22 protein-coding genes are annotated in these 20,425 nt (G+C 66.3%); 10 read left to right on the forward strand and 12 right to left on the reverse strand.

Annotation, left to right across the window (positions count from 1 at the left end; all coding sequences use genetic code 11):
- Nucleotides 1-16: 16 nt before the first annotated feature.
- Both MUE36_08575 and MUE36_08580 read right to left on the reverse strand, forming a co-directional pair.
- Nucleotides 17-829: a TIGR03557 family F420-dependent LLM class oxidoreductase gene (locus tag MUE36_08575; protein MCU0310984.1), complete on the reverse strand. Its 813-nt coding sequence runs from the start codon at nucleotides 827-829 to the stop codon at nucleotides 17-19.
- Nucleotides 826-1,014 carry a hypothetical protein gene (locus tag MUE36_08580; protein ID MCU0310985.1) on the reverse strand — a complete coding sequence of 63 codons (189 nt, stop codon included), beginning with the start codon at nucleotides 1,012-1,014 and terminating at the stop codon, nucleotides 826-828. The genes MUE36_08575 and MUE36_08580 overlap by 4 nt, the downstream gene beginning before the upstream one ends.
- 321 nt (nucleotides 1,015-1,335) lie before the next feature.
- On the opposite strand from MUE36_08580, the gene MUE36_08585 reads away from it, so the two are divergent.
- The 3 genes from MUE36_08585 (at nucleotide 1,336) to MUE36_08595 (ending at nucleotide 2,526) form a co-directional block, all read left to right on the forward strand.
- Nucleotides 1,336-1,965, forward strand: a complete 630-nt coding sequence (locus MUE36_08585; GenBank protein ID MCU0310986.1) for an NAD(P)H-dependent oxidoreductase — start codon at nucleotides 1,336-1,338, stop codon at nucleotides 1,963-1,965.
- 51 nt (nucleotides 1,966-2,016) lie between these two features.
- Nucleotides 2,017-2,340: a hypothetical protein gene (locus tag MUE36_08590; GenBank protein MCU0310987.1), complete on the forward strand. Its 324-nt coding sequence runs from the start codon at nucleotides 2,017-2,019 to the stop codon at nucleotides 2,338-2,340.
- Between the two features lie 69 nt (nucleotides 2,341-2,409).
- Nucleotides 2,410-2,526, forward strand: coding sequence for a relaxase/mobilization nuclease domain-containing protein (locus MUE36_08595; GenBank protein MCU0310988.1), 117 nt, complete (start codon nucleotides 2,410-2,412; stop codon nucleotides 2,524-2,526).
- Nucleotides 2,527-2,814: 288 nt separating this feature from the next.
- Here the strand turns inward: MUE36_08595 and MUE36_08600 are convergent, their stop codons facing one another.
- Together MUE36_08600 and MUE36_08605 are read right to left on the reverse strand one after the other, a co-directional pair.
- Nucleotides 2,815-3,861 carry a hypothetical protein gene (locus MUE36_08600; GenBank protein MCU0310989.1) on the reverse strand — a complete coding sequence of 349 codons (1,047 nt, stop codon included), beginning with the start codon at nucleotides 3,859-3,861 and terminating at the stop codon, nucleotides 2,815-2,817.
- Between the two features lie 411 nt (nucleotides 3,862-4,272).
- Nucleotides 4,273-5,193, reverse strand: a complete 921-nt coding sequence (locus tag MUE36_08605; GenBank protein MCU0310990.1) for an HNH endonuclease — start codon at nucleotides 5,191-5,193, stop codon at nucleotides 4,273-4,275.
- A gap of 516 nt (nucleotides 5,194-5,709) precedes the next feature.
- Between MUE36_08605 and MUE36_08610 the strand changes: the two genes are divergently transcribed.
- Entirely contained in the window at nucleotides 5,710-6,186 is a 477-nt protein-coding gene (locus tag MUE36_08610; protein ID MCU0310991.1) for an NERD domain-containing protein, read from the forward strand.
- A 128-nt stretch (nucleotides 6,187-6,314) separates the two neighbouring features.
- Nucleotides 6,315-7,214, forward strand: coding sequence for a hypothetical protein (locus tag MUE36_08615; GenBank protein ID MCU0310992.1), 900 nt, complete (start codon nucleotides 6,315-6,317; stop codon nucleotides 7,212-7,214).
- A 222-nt stretch (nucleotides 7,215-7,436) separates the two neighbouring features.
- Here the strand turns inward: MUE36_08615 and MUE36_08620 are convergent, their stop codons facing one another.
- Nucleotides 7,437-8,051, reverse strand: a complete 615-nt coding sequence (locus tag MUE36_08620) for a hypothetical protein (protein ID MCU0310993.1) — start codon at nucleotides 8,049-8,051, stop codon at nucleotides 7,437-7,439.
- Nucleotides 8,045-8,494: a TIR domain-containing protein gene (locus MUE36_08625; GenBank protein ID MCU0310994.1), complete on the reverse strand. Its 450-nt coding sequence runs from the start codon at nucleotides 8,492-8,494 to the stop codon at nucleotides 8,045-8,047. Before MUE36_08625 ends, MUE36_08620 begins: the two co-directional genes overlap by 7 nt.
- A gap of 103 nt (nucleotides 8,495-8,597) precedes the next feature.
- On the opposite strand from MUE36_08625, the gene MUE36_08630 reads away from it, so the two are divergent.
- From MUE36_08630 to MUE36_08645, 4 genes are all read left to right on the forward strand, one after another.
- Nucleotides 8,598-9,827 carry a toll/interleukin-1 receptor domain-containing protein gene (locus MUE36_08630; protein ID MCU0310995.1) on the forward strand — a complete coding sequence of 410 codons (1,230 nt, stop codon included), beginning with the start codon at nucleotides 8,598-8,600 and terminating at the stop codon, nucleotides 9,825-9,827.
- A complete protein-coding gene (locus MUE36_08635) occupies nucleotides 9,824-10,696 on the forward strand; it encodes a hypothetical protein (GenBank protein MCU0310996.1) in 873 nt (290 codons plus the stop codon). The genes MUE36_08630 and MUE36_08635 overlap by 4 nt, the downstream gene beginning before the upstream one ends.
- Entirely contained in the window at nucleotides 10,696-11,688 is a 993-nt protein-coding gene (locus MUE36_08640) for a putative DNA base hypermodification protein (protein MCU0310997.1), read from the forward strand. Before MUE36_08635 ends, MUE36_08640 begins: the two co-directional genes overlap by 1 nt.
- Before the next feature lie 359 nt (nucleotides 11,689-12,047).
- Nucleotides 12,048-12,527 (forward strand): hypothetical protein, encoded by a 480-nt coding sequence (locus tag MUE36_08645; GenBank protein MCU0310998.1) that lies wholly within the window; start codon nucleotides 12,048-12,050, stop codon nucleotides 12,525-12,527.
- Between the two features lie 519 nt (nucleotides 12,528-13,046).
- Here the strand turns inward: MUE36_08645 and MUE36_08650 are convergent.
- Together MUE36_08650 and MUE36_08655 are read right to left on the reverse strand one after the other, a co-directional pair.
- Complete coding sequence (locus MUE36_08650) at nucleotides 13,047-13,454, reverse strand: hypothetical protein (protein MCU0310999.1); 408 nt, start codon at nucleotides 13,452-13,454, stop codon at nucleotides 13,047-13,049.
- Between the two features lie 94 nt (nucleotides 13,455-13,548).
- Nucleotides 13,549-14,139, reverse strand: a complete 591-nt coding sequence (locus MUE36_08655; GenBank protein ID MCU0311000.1) for a TetR/AcrR family transcriptional regulator — start codon at nucleotides 14,137-14,139, stop codon at nucleotides 13,549-13,551.
- A gap of 71 nt (nucleotides 14,140-14,210) precedes the next feature.
- Here MUE36_08655 and MUE36_08660 point away from each other — a divergent pair, with 71 nt between their 5' ends.
- Nucleotides 14,211-14,396, forward strand: coding sequence for a hypothetical protein (locus tag MUE36_08660; GenBank protein ID MCU0311001.1), 186 nt, complete (start codon nucleotides 14,211-14,213; stop codon nucleotides 14,394-14,396).
- A 273-nt stretch (nucleotides 14,397-14,669) separates the two neighbouring features.
- Here the strand turns inward: MUE36_08660 and MUE36_08665 are convergent, their stop codons facing one another.
- From MUE36_08665 to MUE36_08680, 4 genes are all read right to left on the reverse strand, one after another.
- Complete coding sequence (locus MUE36_08665; GenBank protein ID MCU0311002.1) at nucleotides 14,670-16,985, reverse strand: hypothetical protein; 2,316 nt, start codon at nucleotides 16,983-16,985, stop codon at nucleotides 14,670-14,672.
- Nucleotides 16,978-19,044 carry a DEAD/DEAH box helicase family protein gene (locus MUE36_08670; GenBank protein MCU0311003.1) on the reverse strand — a complete coding sequence of 689 codons (2,067 nt, stop codon included), beginning with the start codon at nucleotides 19,042-19,044 and terminating at the stop codon, nucleotides 16,978-16,980. The genes MUE36_08665 and MUE36_08670 overlap by 8 nt, the downstream gene beginning before the upstream one ends.
- Nucleotides 19,045-19,046: 2 nt before the next feature.
- Nucleotides 19,047-19,676, reverse strand: a complete 630-nt coding sequence (locus MUE36_08675; GenBank protein MCU0311004.1) for a hypothetical protein — start codon at nucleotides 19,674-19,676, stop codon at nucleotides 19,047-19,049.
- 290 nt (nucleotides 19,677-19,966) lie between these two features.
- A complete protein-coding gene (locus tag MUE36_08680; protein ID MCU0311005.1) occupies nucleotides 19,967-20,335 on the reverse strand; it encodes a hypothetical protein in 369 nt (122 codons plus the stop codon).
- Between the last annotated feature and the right edge of the window lie 90 nt (nucleotides 20,336-20,425).

Consider the following 20,425-nt stretch of genomic DNA (forward strand, 5'->3'; position numbering starts at 1 on the left):
TGCTGGCTCCTTTGGGTCAGGGGTTGTCGAGGTCGGCGAGGGCGGGTTGGAGGGTGTTGGTCCAGAAGTCGAGGAAGCCGTGCTGGTCGGGTCCGATCTGGTGGAAGTAGAGGTGGTCGTAGCCGGCGTCGCGGTACTGGTGGACCGTCTTGCGGGCGGCGGCCTCGTCGTCGGCCCAGCAGACGTTGAGCTGCGCGTAGCGCGGGCCGGTGCCGCCCGCGGACTCGAACGCGTTGACCGCGTCGCGTTCGGGGCTGTGACCCCAGTACCCGTCGCCGATTTCGGCGGCGAGCTCGATGGCGGCTTCGCCGAACCCGGAGACGATGACCGGCGGGGCGCTGTCGGGAGGGTCGAACAACCTTGCGTTGTCGACGTCGTAGAAGTCGCCGTGGTGGTCGACGGTGTCGCCGGTCCAGAGGGCACGGATCACGTCGAGGGCTTCGCGCAGCATCATTCGGCGCACTTCGGGTCGGGGCCAGCGGTGCCCGAGGATGTGCTCGTTGAGCGCTTCGCCGGTGCCGACCCCGAGGAAGAACCGGCCAGGCATCAGCAGCGATGTGGTCGCGGCGGCTTGGGCGATGATCGCGGGGTGGATCCGCGTGGTCGGACACGTCACACCGATGCCGACTTCGATGCGTTCGGTGGATGCCGCGATGGCGCCGAGGACGCTCCACACGAACGGGCTGTGGCCTTGGGCGGTGACCCACGGGTGGAAGTGATCGGAGATCGAAAGAAAGTCGAACCCGGCCTCTTCGGCGCGCCGGGCCATGGCCATGAGGTCGCGGGGCGGATGCTCTTCGCTGGACAACGTGTAGCCGAATGCGGTCATAGGGTGGTCTCCTCAAGGTGCATGGCGGCGACCTCGGGGGCCGGTTCTTCGACGTGGAACGGGTCATCGAAGGGGTCCGAGGTGGCCTCGATGCCGTCGAGGTCAAGGCCTGGCTCGTCGTCGTCGACTTCGGAGCGGCCTGTCACTGCGTCACCCGGGTCGCTTTCGGCGGTCTGGTCGAGCACGTCGACGGCGTGTGTCTTTCGAGCGGGGAAGGCTCCCTTCGTCGTCGAGGGCCTCGGCTCGGTCTTGGTCGTCGGGCACGGTCACCTCCGCGGGGCTCGGCGGTGCGTCCAAGAACCTCTACCCCGGGGAAGCCAAGGCGATGCCGAGGTCCAGCGGCAGGGGTGATCGCGCGACGTAGGGCGGTCATGGGTCGTCGCGGAGCGCTGGGCCCTTGGCGGTGTCGCCTCACAGGACAGCCGACGGATGGATGGTGGCGACAGGGGTCGCCCCGCCGCATGAATCCGGCTTCTGTTGCCGTGATGGACGGGTAGGGAGGCTTCATGCGTGCCTTCGCGCTCAACTGCACCCTGAAGCCGTCGCCTTCGGAGTCGAGCACAGATGTCCTTCTCGATCGCCTCGCCGTCGAGTTCGCCACGCTCGAGATCGATCTGGCTCGCGAACGGGTCGTTGACCACCATGTCCGGCCTGGTGTCACCTCCGACGAGGGTGAGGGAGACCAATGGCCCGCTCTACTCGAGGGCATCCTCGATGCCGAGATATTCGTGCTGGCGACGCCGATCTGGCTGGGTCACCCCGCGAGCACTGCGCAACGGGTTCTCGAACGCCTCGACGGTCTGCTGAGCGACGTCGATGACCGAGAGCAAATGCGACCCGTCGACAAGGTGGCGATCGTCGCGGTCGTCGGCAACGAGGACGGCGCGCATCATGTTGGCGCTGAGCTCTTCCAGGGGCTCAACGACGTGGGGTTCACGATCCCCGCGAACGGCATGACGTACTGGGTCGGTGAGGCCATGCAGGGCGTCGACCTGAAGAACAAGGAGCCGTTCCCCGACAAGACCGCTCAGACCACCCGGACTGCCGCCGTGAACGCCGCCCACCTCGCGGCGAGGCTTGCCGCAGACCGATATCCGTCGCTCAGCGAAGGTGCAGGCGCGGACGGCGAACCCTGACCGGCTGAGCATGCCAACTACTCGACAGCTGAACGAAGCGAGGAGCTCGATATGCCCAGATCATGGAGTGAGAAGCGTGAGCGCCAGTACGACCACATCAAGGAGGGGCTGCTCGAGCGCGGCGAGGGTGAGGACACGGCCGAGGAGATCGCCGCCCGGACTGTTAACAAAGAACGAGCGCGCGCGGGCGAAGCGAAGGAATCGAGTCGCACGTCCACCGATGACATCTCTGCGGGCCGGCGGGGTGGTCTTCGTTCGCATCGGGGAGCCGGCGGACGGACCCGAGACCAGCTCTACAACGAAGCCCGGGACAAGAACATCAAGGGCCGTTCCAAGATGAACAAGGCCGAACTCGAGGCGGCCGTCGGCCGCTGACCCACGAGGGCGACCGACGACAGGGACTCGGCCCGGGGCCTATCCAACAAACCCTTCGACTTGTATGGCGTGACGGTCATCTGGCCGAAGGCCCTCGTCAAGCAGATCATCGAGCCCGGCGACCTCGAGGCCGAACAGGTCAACCAGATCGCACGTCGACTTGCCGAGCGCCTCCCTCCTGCATGACGGGAAGGCGGCCTCCGCCTACGGCGTTCGCTCGTCGGCCGATCGGGGACGGATCACATCGAGCTCACCAGCCCAAGAAGGGCGGTCGGCACGTTCGCGATGCGTGGTTCGGCCCGCGGCCTATGGGGCGCTTCGGGGGCGGCTGGCACCGTCACCCAGAGTCGCGGCAGACCCGAACACGCGGCATTCCCGCGCGGCCCGCATGACGTTCGGTTCGTGACGGCTCGGCGTGAGGGGCCAGGCGCCGGCGCCACCCGCTCTCATTCCCTCCACTGATCGGGGGTCGAGTCAGCCGGTGAGCTGGGGCACGACGGTGACGGGAGCGGCCACGGGGGTGGTTTCTTCGATGCGTGCGACGGATTCCGGCGGCGCGGTCGTGGTCGGCTCAGTGCCTGGTGGCTGACCGTCCCCCGGTGGGGCCGACCCCGGGAGTGGGCTGACGATCACTTGGCCGTCGCCGGAGTTGGCCCCCTCGAAGATCAGCCCGGCGTTGCCGAAGAGGGAACTCGTCCCGCCCGCGCCCCCGCCACCCACGCCGAACAGGGAAAAGGCGCCTCCGCAGCCGCCGCCGCCTCCACCACCACCGCCGAGCGCGCCCTGTCCACCGTCGCCACCGGCGGAGCCGTCACAGGGGTCGTCCTGTTGCGGGAGGTATTCGCGCTCGCCCGCACCGCCGGCGCCCCCGGACGTGCCGACGCCCGGCCCTCCCGGCGTGGCACAGGTGTCCTGGTCGGGGACGTCTGGGTATTCGCAGGATCCGGCGGCGCCGCCCAACTGGAGCGGCCCTGTCAAGCCTCCGTGCCCCGACCCGCCCGGCTCGGACTTGTAGCCGTCGTGGCCACTGTTGCCGCCGCGGCCGCCGACGGTGTTGCTGAGTTCCGTGGCCCCGCCGCCTCCGCCGCCCCCACCGCCACCGGCGATGGCCAACGGTGTCCCGCCGCGGGAGATCACGCTCATGGCGCCCCCGCCGCCACCGTCAGCTGGCATGTCGAGAATCGAAGCGGGGGAGCCCTGTGATCCCACGAGAACGGCCAGCGTCTCACCGGGGACCACCGCCACCCCCACGACGACCTGCGCACCGCGACCTCCCGCCCCGCCGACTCCCCAAGAGCTGCCACCGCCTCCGCGGCCGCCCTGGCCGCCCTGGAGGATCACCTGCAGCAAGTAGACCCCGTCGGGTACGACGTAGGTCTGGTACACGCCAGCGCCGACGGGCACGAACACCCGCGGCTCGAGCACCGCGGCGCTCGAAGGCGTCGCAGTGCCCAACGCGACCATGACCGCCGCCAGCGTGAGCCCGATCGCTCCGCCGCGTCGAGCTCTGTCCCGAAGCATTCCCGTCGCCTCCGGTGCGCTCGTTCAGCTTCGAACGTCCCTAGACCTTGCGTGCCAGCCTGCGCGGGCAGGCGAGCTGGCCAGCAACGGGCCGACGAAGCGCCCACCCGGTCGCCATCGGATGGAATTCCGATGCTCCGACAGGCCGCGTGTTCCCAGGATTTTCTTCCCCGTAGGGGAACCCCGGTGGGCGGTTGACAGGTGCCGGCAAGCTGGCGCATTGCTGGAAGGGCGACGGCCGATCGACGGCGGTCACGACCCAGCGAGGAGCACCCCATGCCCACCACCACGACCCGCCCGCCGGTCCCGACGCCTCTCGAGGTGCACCGGGGTCTCCACCTCGACTTCGAAGGAACCGAGACCGACGTGCCGTCGCTGCTGGGCATCGCCTGTGAAGGCGGGAGCTCGGCCTCAGCCAGCCGCGAGGCGAGTCGGGCCTTTGAAGACCTGGTCGGTGTGCCAGGCGACGTGGGCCCGTTCGGGGAGCGACTCCCCCGCTTGTGGTTCGCCCAGCGGTCGGCCGACGAGGTCGAGGACGAAGCGCTTACCGGCCTCGGAGCGGGCGACGAACTGGCGGGACACGGTCACCTCGTAGGAGTCGGACACGCCGATCACCCCGCGGTCGAGCAGCTTGTGGTGAAGGCTGCACAGGCACAGCCCGTTGTCGACGGTGTCGGGCCCCTGGTGGGACCACCACCGCACGTGGGCCGCCTCCAGCGCCACCGCCTCCCCGCCGAGCAGCCCGTCGTAGCCGCACATGGCGCAGCGGTACTCGTAGGCGACGAGGACCGACTGGCGAAACGCCGGGTCACGCCTCGGGCGGGCGGGGTCGAGCTCGGTGACCCGTTGGCGGACGGCGTCGATCTCCAGTGCGTCGAGGTCGAGGCCGACGGCGGCGCAGATGTCCTCGTGCAGCGAGTCCTCCCACTCCCGGTCGAGCAGGAGCCGCGCCACCAGCGACCCGAGGGCAGAGTCGGCGACGAGGGCCGCCTCGAAGTCCGGAGCGAGCCGGCCGGTTGCGCCGCTCGAGCGGAGCTGACCGAGGTTCTCCGTCGCCGTCGACCCGTCTTCGGTGTCGACCTGCCAGAGCCCGTCGTTCTGGAGGCGGACGAACGGGTACTGCGGCGTCGCTCCCGTGCCGGGCGGTCCGAACTCGGTGAGCAGCCGCTTGAGGCGCTCCTCGGCGTCAGCGAACCGAAGCGCGCTCGACCCGGTCCGCTGGAGTTCACCGATGGCAGCGAGCAGGAGCAGCGGCTTGTGCGGCGCGCGCCGCCCGTCATGCGCCCACTGCTTGATCGCCGCTACACGCTCGAGCCATTCGTGCCGATCCACTGACGGTGACCCTACGACGGCAGCTGACCGCCAGCCCACGATGAACAGCGCCCAACGCGGCCGACTCGATCTCGGTGTCGGCCGACACAGCAAAGGCACGTTGGGCCCGGGTGGGCCCGGGTCAACGAGAGATAGGCGCAGCCGTTGACGGAACGGCAACTGCGACTTCGATACCGGGCGACCTGTCGCACCTGTGGTGCTGCGCTCCTGCCGGGAACTCAGGCCTGGTGGGACAGCGACGGGAAGGCGGCGACCTGCGAGGCATGCCATACCGACGTCACGTTGACGACCGAACCTCCACCCGTCACCGTGCCGCCGGAACCCCCGCCGCCGCTCCCCCTCGGTAGCAAGGCTGGCGGCTCGGCACAGGCGGAGTACGACAAGCGAGTCGCGGCGCGCGAGGAGGCGATCCGGACTCGGCATCCGAGGACTGGCGGTTTCCGCCTACGCGTCACTGAGGAGCCACAGACGACGACGGCGTGGAAGACGGGGGCAACTGGCGAGCGAAGGCTGGGAGTGCGGCTCGATGGGCTCGCCGGCGAGGACACAGTCGTTTTGCACGATCGGCGTCGTCCGCGGACCCGGGCGAACATCGACCATCTCGTCGTGTGCCCGAACGGGGTATGGGTCATCGACGCCAAGCTCTACGCCGACAAGAAGGTGGAGCGTCGAGACGTCGGAGGGCTCTTCCGCAAGGACCTCCGTCTGTACGTGGGCCGACAAGACCAGACCAAGCTGATCGAGGGAGTGCAGAAGCAGGCGGAGGACGTGCGCGCTGCCCTGGGGGATCGGTATCCGTCGGCACCCATCAGGCCGACCCTGTGCTTCCTCGACTCGCCCCGGGGCCTATCCAACAAACCCTTCGACTTCGACGGCGTGACCGTCATCTGGCCAAAGGCCCTCACAAAGCGCATCCTCGAGCCGGGCGACCTCGATGCCGCACAGGTCAACCAGATCGCACGTCTCCTCGCCCAACGCCTTCCCCCGGCGTGACGAGCACCACGTCCATCGCGCGAGATGCCGTCCAGCCATCGCGCTAGCCGGGATGCCCAAGCACGGAGCTCGTGTGGCACCCCAACCGCCCGGTTACCCGCCTAGCGTCGAGCTCACAGGAGGGCGGCATGACGGAACCGGACGAAGACTGGCTGATGCGGTGGGCTGCCTTCGCCTATGTGGAGGAACTGAGCGCTCGCTATGGCGATGTCCTGCCATGGAGGGTGCTCTCCGAAGGGTTTGACTTCATCGGCCAGCGCGTCACGCTGATAGGCCAACGCGGCATCTGGACGCCCCGAGGCCGATCGCTGCCCATCTCGATCACCACCAGCCCGAGCGATCCCTACGGCGACGTGGCCGGCGACGACGGCTTCCTGCGCTACAAGTACTTCCAGACAGACCCAACCCACCGAGACAACGCCGGACTTCGACAGTTGATGCAGGAGGGCCGACCCCTCCTCTACTTCCGAGGAGTCGAGAAGGGCTGGTACGCCCCGCTCTGGCCGATGGTCATCGCCGCCGATGACCCGACCAATCTCACCTTCCTCATGGCCTGCGAAGACGTCGATGCGCTCGCCCCCGGCATCGCAGCCGACACTTCGGTCAACGCTCGGCGGCAGTACGTCACTCGGATGGGCCTGACCCGCGTCCATCAGGCCGGCTTCCGGCAGCGGGTGCTCACCGCCTACGCCAAGAAGTGCACGATCTGCCACCTCCGCCACACCGAGCTCCTCGACGCCGCCCACATCCTCAGCGATCGCCACCCTCGCGGTGAGCCGGTGGTGCCGAACGGGCTGGCGCTCTGCAAGATCCATCACGCCGCGTTCGACTCGAACATCCTGGGCATCCGCCCCGACCATGTCGTCGAGATCCGTCATGACATCCTCGACGAGGTCGACGGACCGATGCTGCGCCATGGCCTTCAGGATCTCCACGGCAACGTGATCTCGCTCCCGCCAAGAGTCGCTGACCAACCCGACACGGAACGTCTCGAGGAGCGCTACGAACAGTTCCAGTCGGCGGGCTGAGAAGACACGCAGCGCCGTCATCGCCATGGCATCAGGAAGTAGGCGCCGCACGAGGTCACCCAAGGCCGGCTCAGGGTGACCTGTTGGCAGTGCGATCACCCAGCCGTGCAGCAGGCCCCATCGGGGAGGCGGCCGGGTACGAGATCGACTGGGCCAACTCGCCGTCGCATTCCTTCCCCGACATGGCGCGGGCTCCGTCATCTTCTGCATCTACATCTGCAGCTACTTCCAGTCGACGGGGGGAAACTGGTAGCCGGCTGGCAACTGGTCGACCCACACGACGAAGGCCTTGATCATGTCGGGGGTGTAGGGCTTATACGAGTGATCCCGGCCCGGCTCTCCCAAGTCGACCCCACCCCAGTTCCGCATCTCTGGCGGAAGTTGGGGCCCTTGCCCACCCCAATAGGTGAATCGGGTAGCGACGAGAACACTGTTGGCACTGGTATCTCGCTCTACATGGTCGGGATTCGGCGACCCGTCCTCAAGGCTGTGACGGCAATCCTCCTGAAGCCAGTTGCCGGCCGCTGACCGGTGATACACGTTGTCGCCGTAGCGGTACTTGAGGCTTCCGCGCCGATCTGGCCTCTTCCGCTTGAACCGGGGGTCATTCCAGTAGTCGTCGAACGTCACCTTCTCGTCGACCTGCATAGCAAAAACCAATCGCCCGTGGGTCCCGCGTGTCCGGGCGCCAACCCCGACGACCCAGTCGGCGGGCGAGGCGCTGTTGCGGACCCGCGGCTTGCACGTGGCAAGCGTGCACACTCCGTGGAACGGATTGGGCGCGAACCCGATGTCGTACCGAACCTTGTAGCTGTAGAGACGCACGGCGGTCAGCATCCGATCCGGTTGACGGTTTGCGGCGCTCGCGGGGAGCCGTCTGGCTGGTCCCACTGTTGCTTCCCGTCGAGTGCGTCCACGATCTTGTCGGCATCCCAGGAGACGATGGAGTCGGCGTGCTGCTCGAGGGGCACCGGCACCTCGCAGCCCTCAGAGCCGGGTGCCCACACTCCGATGATCTCCTTCCCCTGCTTCTCGGCGTACTCGATCTCCCAGTCGACCCATTCGTGATTCTTGGTGTCAGGTGTGATGATGACGATGACCTTGCCCGCGCAGTTGATGGTGGGCGCTAGAACCCCGGACTTGATGTAGTCCTCGCTCGACGCCTTATTGGGGTTCTCAGTCGTGATTGAAGAATCCCTGATTACAACGTTTCGTCCAGCGAGCAGCGATTTGAGATCCGTCACGAGGGCGTCGTCCTCGTGGCGGTGGCTGATGAACACGTTATGGATGTCTGACACTCCGCCTCGGACCTCCTGCTGAACCCGGTCCCCCCATGCTACGAAGGGGGCGTGACAGTCGGGGTGGTGCGGAGCGGATGACCTCGTGCTGATCCCGCCCGTTCTTGAGGTTTTCGTCCTCTGGCACCCTGGCGATGAATCAGGGAAACAGATCGCCGACACGCTCCTGAAGCACTTTCACGGCACAGCGTTTGCTGGTCTCGTGGGCGGAGCGGTCGAGGTCTACACGCGTAGCGCTGGATGGGATGACCCCATCTCCGCCCCGCGCCCTCTGCCGTTCGTTGAGCCGCTGCCGAATGGCCTCTCGTCTGCCGCTGTCACGGTCGTGGTTCTGGTGCTCGGGACGCACATGGCCCGAGCCGCGCAGGGCGATGGCCCGTGGCACTCCTACCTTCAGACGCTCGCCTCGGCAGCCCAGGCAAACCCAGACGTTGCCGTGTTCGGGCTCGGGGTCGACGACGCCGCCATGGCATCTGGGTCCCGGCTCGCCGAGATATTCGGCGACAAGCAGCTCCTCACGAGCGCGGGGGCGACTGATGGAGCTGTGCTCTGCCGAGATCTCGCGCACTCGATCACCGGCTTCGTGGACGGTTCGGCAGGCGAGCCGCTACGGGTCTTCATCAGCCATACGAAACGGAACTCACCGGAGGAGGAGCCAGATCGGGTGCTCGAACTCGTGTCCCTGGTCCGGGCGGTGATCGGTCAGACTCACCTGCGCCCGTTCTTCGACGCGCAGGATCTGCAGCCTGGAGTCACATGGGAGGAAGAACTCACGAGCGCAGCAGCGACTAGCGCCCTGCTAATCGTGCGGACCGACCTGTTCGCGAGCCGGGACTGGTGTCAGCGGGAGGTCCTCGCGGCTAAGCGCGCCGACATGCCCATCGTCACCCTTCAGGCACTTCGCGACGGCGAGGAACGAGGGTCATTCCTCATGGACCACGTCCCTTCGGTGTCCTGTGATCGAACTGATGTCGACGAGCAGCGCAGCGCGATCGAGAAGGCACTGAACAAGTTGGCCGACGAGGCACTCAAGCGCTCACTCTGGAAACACCAACGCTCGCGACTGGCCAGCTACGGCTTCGACTGGCTTCCCGCCAACGCACCCGAACCCATAACGCTCGCGGCGTGGCTCCACACAATCGCGAAGAAGCCGATACCAGACGACCGCCTCTTCGTCCTCCACCCCGACCCCCCGCTCGGCCACGCGGAAATGGAGTCGGTCAACGACCTGCTCGCAGTCGCTGACCTCATCGGGCTCGTGGAGATCTTGACCCCTCGCACCTTCGCGAACCGAGGGGGGCAAGTACGTCCATGACCAGCGACGACCCCGATCTCATCCCACGCGAGGCGCTCGACGGCATCACCGTCGGGCTCTCGGTCTCCGATAGCGCTGACCTCGCGAGGCTCGGCCTGGACTCGAGGCACGCCGACCTAGCGGTTGGTGAGATCGCCCGCGCGATCCTCTTGGCGGGGGGAGTTATCGCCTACGGGGGCCGGCTGCGACCGTCTGGCTTCACGCAGCAGGTCATGAACGAAGTTCGGCGATTCGGTGCGACACGACAGTCTCTCCGGCTCTTCGTCCCTCTTCCTGAACACCTACCGATGAGTCGCGAGGAGCTGGACGAGATCGACCGTCAGCTCGGAATCTGGGGGACGCTCACAACACTGGACGAACATGGCGAACCCACTGACTGGCGCCGTATGTCACAGTCGGAGGAGTCGCTGTCGGACGTCGAACGAGCTGCGTCCTATTCGGGGCTACGCCGGCAGATGGCCGAGAACACCCACAGCCGGGTCCTAGTAGGTGGCAAACTACGCGGCTTCCTCGGCGCGATGCCTGGAGTGGTGGAGGAGGCGATTTTTGCAATCGAAAGACGGCAGCCGATCTATATGGCTGGTGGATTCGGCGGCGCCACAACCGCGATTGCCCGGCGCCTTGGCGCTGGCCCGTTCGACTGGCTTCCACCAGGCCTCCCCGAGGGCGAGGATGACGCATCGGTCCAAGCGGCACTCGAGACGCTTCACACCGTCGCGTCTGACGCCGAATGGAATCTGCAGGCTGATGGTCTCACCGCAGAGCGCCGGATGTTGCTTAGCGCCTCACATCGCCCTGGGGAGATCGCGTCGCTCTGTGTTGGCGGCCTAGCTGCGGCACTGACCGACCAGCGCGCCGAGGGGGTCTGATGCAGTTCATCACGCATCGACGACCGCCTCGACCCGGTCCTGGGTACGACGTGTATTGGCAGTTCGCTGCCGAACGCCAACAGGTCTATCGGCACCGTCTCGACGGCCTCACTGGGTCGGCCTTGACCACTGACCCTGTACTCACCGCTCATCGCTTCACGAACGTCTACCGAGCCAGCGATCGGGTGAGCCAGTACCTGATCAACAACGTGATCTACGATGAGCCGCGGGATTGGGCCGATACCTTCGTCCGAGTCCTCGTATTCAAAGTGTTCAACCGGATCGATACGTGGGAATACTTGCAAGCCACCACCGGCGAGGTCGGCGTGGCGGCGCTACTGAATGAAGATCTCGACCGGGCGCTGGCTGAAGTGCCGACGCATCGCCCCATCTACAACGCTGCGTACATCATGCCTCCGCCAAGGAGTGGAACCGGAGCAAAGTTCCGCCGCCATCTCGGTCTTCTCCGCCACATGGTCAGCGACAGGGCTCCCCACAAAGTCGGATCAGCACCTTCGATGGCAGCAGCCTTCGACGTACTGCGGTCGTATGAGTCGATCGGCCCATTCCTCGCGTACCAGTTTCTCATCGACCTCAACTACACCCCTCACCTGTCATTCTCTGAAGCGGACTATGTCGTCGCCGGCCCAGGGGCGCTCCGGGGTATCCGCAAGTGCTTCACCGACGCTGGCGACTACTCCCCTGCGGAGGTAATCCGATGGGTCGTCGAGCAGCAGGTTGACGCGTTCGATAAACGGAACCTCGCCTGGCACGACCTCTGGGGTCGGCCTCTCCAGCTCATCGACGCGCAGAATCTCTTCTGCGAGGTGGACAAGTACACACGGCAGGCACGCCCGGACCTCTCGGCCTTCGCTCCTGGCTCGCGAATCAAGCAGCGATACAGGCCGGCCGCCGCGCCTATGTCCGCTTGGTTCCCTCCGAAGTGGGGAATCAACGAGGCTGTTGTCGCTGATCTCAGCTGCCGTGATTGACACACCCGTCAAGTGGCGCACCGCCCGTGCCACCAGTTCACGCGCGCTGCCGCGGGTAGCCTGGGCGCGCTTGCGTCGGTTCGGTCATCCGCTCCCCATGGCGACGGTCACCTAGGGCAGCCGATCGGGAGCCTGATCCCGATCGGCCAGCGACACCCGCGGCTGTGAGCTAGGATCACACCGATGTAATTTGTCCGACGGAGGTGGCCATGAACGATCCCCGGCCAAGAGAGCAGCCGGCTGCGGCACCCGAGCTGCTCGAGCGGTCAGTACGAACGCTCGTTCGCGCAGCCGCTGCTTGTGCTTCCTTCTGTGAGCACGTCGAACACAACGAGCCCGGCACCACCTACGGGGTCACAATGGCCGCCGATGAGATGCGGACCATGGCCGCAAGCCTCGCCTCCGCATCCGGGCTCTCGCTGCGCAGGGCCTACGCCGAGCGACTCCGACAAGTCGAGACATCAAGCCTTCTGCGGTTCGCAGATGAGCGCCAATCACCCGTGCTCGCCGGGGTCAACGCACTTGCTGACGCCCAGAACTGGGACGAGGTGCAGGTTGCCCAGATGATGCACGACCGACAGTTCCACCCAGACGTGTTTGGACTGTCGAAGATCGACCAGCTCCGCCACTACACCTTCCACGTCACGAAGCTGGCAGGCCTGTTTGTGGACGCAATTGACACTGGTACGTGGAGTGATTTCCAGAGTAAGAGGCTGCCAGACATAGCTATCTTCGGCGTGAAGTTGTCGACCGTTTGCAACGAGAGACTCCCATCCTCGCCCGTGGATGAGCTGCAAGTTAGTCACTCGATCGCGTCTGTGACGCCGGCGCGAGGCTAATGGCAGGGTTCTGGTCGACCGAAACCCTAAAGCTCCGGCTGCCGGCCGAAGGCCTCGTTGATCCGTACGAAGCAAGGTTCGTCCAGAACTGCTCGTACGAGCTCCGGCTCGGCTCAGAGGTATACGTCACGGGGGAGGACTCCAAGACCAAGCGACGCGTTGAGCCGAGCGACCAAGTCAGAATTCCGCCAGGTCAGTTTGCGAATCTTCTAACTGAGGAAACGGTTCGGATCCCTTCTGATGCACTCGGCCTGATCTCTGCGCGATTCAAGTGGAAGCAGCGTGGTCTTGTAAACGTCTCAGGCTTTCACGTCGACCCTGGGTACGAGGGAAACTCGACCGCCTCGACGACGCCACCGCCGCGCTGGACCGCGCCATCGAGTGCAGCACCAACGAATCCGAACGCTCCTTCCTCCGCCGCCGAGCCGAGGAACTGAACGAGACCGTGACCCCGCCCGGCGATCGAACCTGACGCCACCACCGGTCGCGCCCACGTCAGCACGGTCGAGGGCCGACTGGTCAGGCGGCCAGTCGAGTAGGGGATGGAGCGGTTCTGCTCTCGCGGAAGATGAGCACGAGTGTGGCGATGTGGACCACCGTGATGGCGAGGTTGCTGATGACGACCGGGTTCTGGAGCGTGCCGACCGTGAACGGGGTCGTCACCTTGTACAGGACCTGGACGAGGAGGAGTGCGGCGGTCATCCGACGATTAGGCCGGATCAGAAGCACCAGCGAGAGCACGGCGATGGCCAGGTAGATGGACAGCAGGATGCCGCGAGCCTGGGTCGACTCGCCGTAGGCACGAGCGACCCATCCGGTGTCGAGCGCAAGTCCGAGGCAGATCGGGACGAGCACTGCGATGTTCAGTGACAGTGAGAGCGTGATCATTCGACGCATGGCGTTCTCCTCGGCGGTGATGGTCCACACGGTGGTGGTGGTGGTGGTGGTGGTGGTGGTGGTGGTGGTGGCGGCGGCGGTGGTCGTTGTCGTTGTTGATCTCGGTGGGGTGCGGCTCTCGGAGCTACACCGGGTCCAGGGCGATCGCGCGTGCCGCTCGTCCGGCAGCCGCGGCCAGCGCGTCGGCGTCGGCGGGGCCGCTGGGCAGTCCTTCCCACGGGCCCATCTGGACGACGCCGTGAGCGAGCGACCAGGTCATCAACGCTCGTCGGGCGGCCTCCTCGGCGTTCAGCGTCGGGTTCGCTTCCGCGATGGATGCCGCAAGGGTGGCGAAGGTTCCCAGCGCGACTTCCTGCAGGGCGGCGGCGGTCGTGCCGGTCCGCTGGTGGGGCGGCATCGCGAACATCAGCCGGTAGTGGGTCGGGTGGGCCCAACCGAAGCGCACGTAGGCCGCCGTGATCGCTTCGAGACGGTCCGCGTCCGCGCCGGCGACGTCGGCCTGAGTGGCGGCGAGGGCCACGAAGCCCTGATGCGCGACCTCGGTGAGCAGATCGTCCTTCCCCGCGAAGTGGTGGTAGGCCGCGGCCGGCGATACGTCGGCTCGTCGTGCCACGGCTCGCAGGCTCGGCTCCGTACCCTCCTCGATCAGACCGAGCGCAGCCTCGATGAGGGCACCGGGGACATCTCCATGGTGTTGTCCGACCGCACGTGCCATGGGGAAAGTTTAACAGTGTTCAACTCGAACCGGACACACCTCTCGCACCGGGCCGGCCTCGGGGAAAGAGCGTGGACCGTGCGACCGGGCTGTTGTGTGGCCGTGCCGGCACGGCCGACATCGTCGATGCGTCCGTCGCGCTCGTCGCCGCCGCCCGATCACAGAACGGCCCGGTCGCCCTCGTCACCTCCGACCCCACCGACCTCCAACACCTGCTGGCGACGCTCGACGCGCCAGTTCGCCTCGTCACCGTCTGACTGACCACGTCCCGAGAACGGCGAAGGCCCATCCTCTCGGATGGGCCCTGACCTGCATTTTCGTTGGTGGCGGGGGCAGGATTTGAACCTGCGACCTTCGGGTTATGAGTTGGCTCACGACTGTGTCGCCTGGTGTCGAGTGGTGCCAGATCATGCTCCTGAGCTGGGGTTTCGTGGGTCCTCGCCGAGAACCCAACTGCGTCGGTTCCGGTTCATGTCGGGCCGTCCGTTAGAAGATCCGTTAGAAGATCCACGCCCTGGCATGGGTCGGACTCACCGATCCCTCGTGCCAAACCAGCCGCGCCTAGGACGCCTTGCTCCTGTGGACTCCTCCGGAGGCGGGGGCAACGGCGCGGCGGCAGGCGGCGGAGGTGGCGGCGGCGGAGAGGGAGCCGTCTGCGGCGGCGGAGGTGGCGGCGGCGGCGGAGAGGGAGCCATCGGCGTGGCGAGCTGAGTTTCGACGACCGCACAGAAGCGGTCGAAGCCGGCTGCCTCGCCGCCGAGGTGAGTCCACTCGACCCCCGCACCCACTTCCTTCATGTCGGGGCGTTCACCGGTGGCTTCCCAACGCTGGATGAACTCGCCACTCTGACGGGTGAGTCGCTGTATGGCCCATTGCTGCTCGGAAGCGTCTCGGTCCTTCCAGCTCGCGTCCTCGGGAAGCACCCGACCGCCCATCCCCTGCCAGACCCCAAGGAGAAGCGTGTGAGGCTCGCTCTTGAGCATCTGCACCCGCACTGGCGTCGCCGGCGCGACCTCGCCAAGTGCGGCGTAGAGAGCGGCGAGATCGCCTCCGAACCAGTGGTTCGCAGCGCCCAGTCCGAAAGACGCGAACTGCTTGAAGGTCGGGGGCTTCGTCCGGGCCGCCATCCGCCGGCTGTATTCGGTTGCCACAGCCCGCAGCTCACCTTCCCAACGCTGCCGCAGGTACGAGTCCAGGTAATCCGCGGCCCACGCGCGTCGGTACGCGGTGACCACGTCGCGAACCTGGACGAATCCTCCGCGGGGCAGCTTCGTCGATGAGTGCCCGATGGTGATGCTGATGCCGTGGCTGAGCTCGCGCGTCGCTCCGGCGATCTCCACTTCCTGCGGCGGAGGGATTATCTCATCGAGGCGCTTGAGTTCAGCGAAGAAGGCCCGGTCGATCGGAAATCCAGCATCGGTGAGGGCGGTGATCGACTCCCGCTCATGGTTGTCCAGACGAGCGAAGGAGGTTCTGGCTGAAGGGCCTTCCGAGATGAACCACGCAGCGAGGGCTGTGTTGTTCCAGAACTCCACTGCGGGTCCGAAGGCGTCGGCCATCAGGCGATGGGGCCAGAACTCGGTGACGATCTTGTCGGGCCAACGGCCCAACGCGCAGCCGCCCCAAAGCCGGTCGATGCGGGCGATCAACTCCGGTGAGAGCAGATCCCGGTAGCGATAGGGAACGGGTGCGTTCTGGTTGTTGGGACTGAACCAGCCTTCATCAACCAGCCCCCAGAGCGACGGACTCCCGGGAGTCTGGCGGGCGTGGATCTCGTCGAACTCTGTCCACCAGTTGCGCATCGCCGCCACCCGTTCCTCGATCGGGGACTGCGCGGAACTGCCGCCGTGCAAGGCGGCGAGCATGCGTTGTACCTCTTCGAGGGGAAGCCCCTTGTCCTCGGCCACTGCGGCTGCCCGATCGGCGGTCGGCGCATAGATGCGCGGTTCGGGAAGTGAGCCGGCAAGCTTCTCCCCCGGGTTGGGCGGTGCACCGATGTGATCGAGAAAGGCGAGCCAGTCGCCACCGAAGACCCATACGAGTATCGGCTGGAGTGCTTTGGTCATCACCTGTTCTGCGAGTGGCGGGCCGGACTTGGCCTTCCTGGCGTGGGCCCGGGCGAGGGTCTGGACGGCCCCGGCACGCCACAGCCGAGCGGTGTCCGACGAGGCCTGCGACGCGAGGGACTGAGCGAGCCTCTGTTCCGCGGCCATCTTCTCGGGGTGGGTGAGACGGGCCCATCCCGCACCGAAGCCGAACGGAGCGAACGCTTCCTCGACATCGAATCCGAGCGAGTCGAGAGTCTCCCGGGCAGAGTTCAACTGGGTGCGCACCTGGTCTGGCTTGGGTCGTTTGGTGCTAGCCGTGCGGATCTCAACGGGAGCGATCAGGGCGGCGGCGAGCGGCGAGACCAACGCCCACACAGCCATCGCGTCAGCGCTCCCTCTGAATCGCACGCGGCCGGTCGTGGCCCGGGCTGCAGCCACAGCGAAGGCCTGCCCGGCGACCAACGCCGACGGCAGGTTGCAGGCCCCGACCTTGAGCGTCGCCTCCTCGGGAAGGAACCACGCGCCCTTCGACTCCTGGCGGTTCAGATCGAACCGTTCGTCGACAAGAGCCCGCGAGCGCTCCGAGAGCCCGGTGATCGTCACCGTGTCCGCGGGGTCCTTGGCCCTGGCCCGGCCGAGGGTCACGAACGGGTGGCCAGAGAGGCAGAGCGCAAGTAGCTCGGCAAGGAGCACGTCGAGGTCGACGAAACGGGCGGCCTGGTCCTCGGACGCCTCAGCAGCGAGGAGCTCTGCGGGCGACCCCTTGAGCAAAGCAGCGGTGAACCCGGGACTACTCACGGAACTCCCTCACCACATCGACGAACTGCTCGAAAGTGAGCGGACTGGCTGTAGTCGCGGCGTACTCGGCGTAACGCTGCATCAAAGCGGCCCTCTCTCGTTCGTCACGTACGGCTTCGACGCGGTCCTGGTCGTGGATAACACGCTCTTCGATCGTCCCCTGCTCGAAGAGCACGAAGGCGTCCGGGTACATCTGGGCCCCTACGTCCTCGGCTCCGACGTCGGCGTCGCTACCAGCAATGATCGAGTCGCCTGCGTCAGGAAGCTCGTCGAGGGTGACCGGGTCCATGTCGTTCTCTAAGTAGATGGTCTCGACGTGCGCGTCGAGATCCATTTCGGCGTGGTAGACGACGTCCAGAAACTGGTCTGCGGGTGCCACACGGCCGACGAGAGACGGGTGTTGGATGACCCGGATGCCTCTCCCGATGAACTGGTAGAACTCGCTGAAACTCCCGTAGGGCCGCATCGGGACGACCACGCCGATTGCGGGGAAGTCATAGCCCTGGCCGAGCATCTTGAGCTGCACGATGCCTTGAAGGTCTCCGTTGTCGGACTCGAACCGTTGGCGGACCTGCCGGATGTGGGCTTCGGACTGGGTGTGGTGAAGCGAGGCGCACGGGATCCCCTGCTCTTCGGCGATCGTCGCGAGTTGCTCGGCGTGACGCGCACCGAGCGCCGAGAACAGGACTCGAGGCTTCACCGGATGAAGCAGTTCGGCCTGGCTATCCAGAAGCTGGCGCACGAGGCGCATCACCTGACGGATCGGCTCGTCGGACTTGGCGGTGATGTTTGCCAGCTTGCGCTCGTTACCGATCACCTCGAGCAGAGAGTCCCGGCCGATGATCTGCTCTCGTGCGCCGTCGGGCCACACCGCCTGGTAAGTGGTGGCCGCCGGGTCGGGGGCGAAACGATGGACCCGGAGGTTCTTGGCGTTGCCGTCGACGATCGAGTCAATCAGCCGGTATCGGTAGACGACGTCGGCGTCGATGGGTTTGCCGTCGACGCGCTGGAAGCATGCGGACATGAGCAGGGTCTTGCCGTCCGGAAACCTGCGAAACAGGCGCTGGTACGACTCCGAGGCAGCGATGTGGGCCTCGTCGATGACGATCATGTCGATGTCGTCGGGTCCCAGCTTGGCGAGCAGATCATCTGGGTCGTCGCCGGTTCCCAGGGAATGGAAGTTCGTGACGATGATGTCGGCGGCGAGAAGTTGCTCGCGGGTCACGGCCCGGATTGATCCGTCAGCCCGGTCGAGGGTCAGGGTCACCGGGGCGCGATGCCCGGGCAGCAGCGGTCCGCACGGCAGCCCGTAGAGGCTGTTGCCCACCGCCTGCGGATCGAGCGCCTTGTCGAACGTCCCACGAATGACGGAGGCAGGGGTGACGATCAGCGCCCGCGTGGTGGTGAAGGCAACTGCGCTGAGCACCCCGAGGACCGTCTTGCCTGCGCCGACTGACATGACGGTGGCGGCGTTGCGCCCTCCGCTGCCGTAGTAGTTGCTCAACGCCGTGAACGCCTCGCGCTGGCACAGGCGGAGCGCGTCTCGGTTGATGGCGTGGCGGGCGGTTTCGAAGAAGCCCGACGGGGACGGTGGAACGGGTGGGGCCGCTGGCGATCGGGTGAGCGCGAAGAGCGGATCGGGCTCCATGTCGTCGGGGACAGCGACAACCGGGTTCGCTACGAGGTGCGCTGCGAGTTGCGGGTCGCGGGCCAGCACAGCTTGGAGTTGGGCCACGCAGCGGGCCGTGTCGGTGCGGATCGAGTCGTAGGTGAAACGAACGACGGTCCGGCCGAGTGCGGCGAGATCGTTCTGGCGGAGCCGGTCATAAGTGAAGGCGTCACGGCTCGAGTGGTAGGCGAACCCGTCGAGCTCGACGGCGACCGCGAGCTGAGCACCGGCGATCTCGTAGTCGAGTCGGTAGGTGCGCTCCCCTGCCACGACCGGCTGTTGAGCCACCACGCTGCCAGCGAGCGACGTGGCTGCGGCGGGGTTGAGCACCCATTTCAAGAACGCCCATTCGAGGAACGACGCGGATTCGACCAGGGTCTCGAATCCCACGCTCAGCCCCGGAACTCTGCTTCGAGGGCGGCTTGGCGTTCGAGGAGCTCGTCGAGCTTCTTGGGTTCGAACTGCTCGTGTTTCAGGCCGATCCGTGCCACCTGGATCGCTTCGAGCAGAGCGCCTTCGTACTCGTAGATCGTGAGCAGATTCTGCATCGAGCTAACGCGGTAGTAGCTGGTCTCGTCCATCCGCGTGTAGGTGAAGGCTGACGGAAACGCTTCGAGGAAGGAAATGTCGAGCCAGGCGACGCGCTCGAGCAAGCCCAGAGCCTCAGGCTCCTCTCGACGACGCTTCCACGCGACACCGACGAACGCCTGTAGGGCGAAGTGATAGTCGGAGGCAACGCCCGGAAGCTCGAGGGCCTCAGCGAGTTTGCGGAGCACCGTGCCGGTCTTGAGCCCGTCGAGCTCCTCGTCGACGAAGTGATCGGCAGAAGGCGAGGCCGAGGAGCTCTCCTCGTCATCGCCCCACGTCAGATAGGTGACCACCCGGCCGTCGGTCGTGAACGACGAGACCTCAGGGCGCTCCGAGGCACGCTTGAGCTTTGAGCGATCCACAGGAACGATCGGCTCGTAAGCGACGCCCGGAATGTCCCCGAAGCGTGGGAACCAATTGATCTCGCCGAACATGCCTCCCAACCCCCAAGCAGCTCAGACCGTCGATCGGTCCGCGGAAGTCGTCCCAACCTCCGCCGCGGATCCGGACCACCGTCACCGTAGCTACTTGCAGCGACAGCGGCCGGCCAGACGATGGTCGAGCCCACAGGTACGGGGGTGAGGGCACGGGGCCGACGAACGAGGGCGCCAAGGCTTCCTGCTCACGGGGGACAATCCGGCGAGTGACACCCCAGGATGTAGGGGTCCCATCTCGGTCCCGGAAGTGGTCCCGGTTTCGGTCCCGACAGTCTTCTCACCTGCGCTTATCGAGATGCGCCGTCGGGGTGGTTGATCTCCCAGAGCTGACGCTCGGCGATCCGGGCCCGTTGCTGCCAGAAGGCGATGGTGCCGTCTCGAAACTCGATCTCGGTCTCGAGTTCCTCCCGGGCCAAGATCTCCTTGGCTGCCTGTCGCTCCGCTCGGCCGACCACGGCCTCGAGCCGAGCGCACTGCTTCTCGAGCCGCCGGATCTCGGAGCGGGCGTCCCGCAGCTCCGAGCGAAGTCGCTCGGGCTCGGCCAGCTCGTCGGCCTTCCGTGCCCGGTAGGCACGTTTCCGCTCGGCCTCGGAGGACCACTTCCGCGGTCGCCCGCGGGGGGCCGGTGCATCGGCTTCCGAACTCTCCTCCGACATCAGCCAGATCCTAAACGGACGCGACGAAAGTCAGGTGCACACCGCCGGTGATGATCTGTGTGAGTGAGTGTGTAGCTCAGAAGGCGGCTG

The sequence above is a fragment of the Acidimicrobiales bacterium genome, from assembly GCA_025455885.1.
Taxonomy (GTDB): Bacteria; Actinomycetota; Acidimicrobiia; order Acidimicrobiales; family Acidimicrobilacustridaceae; genus Rhabdothermincola_A.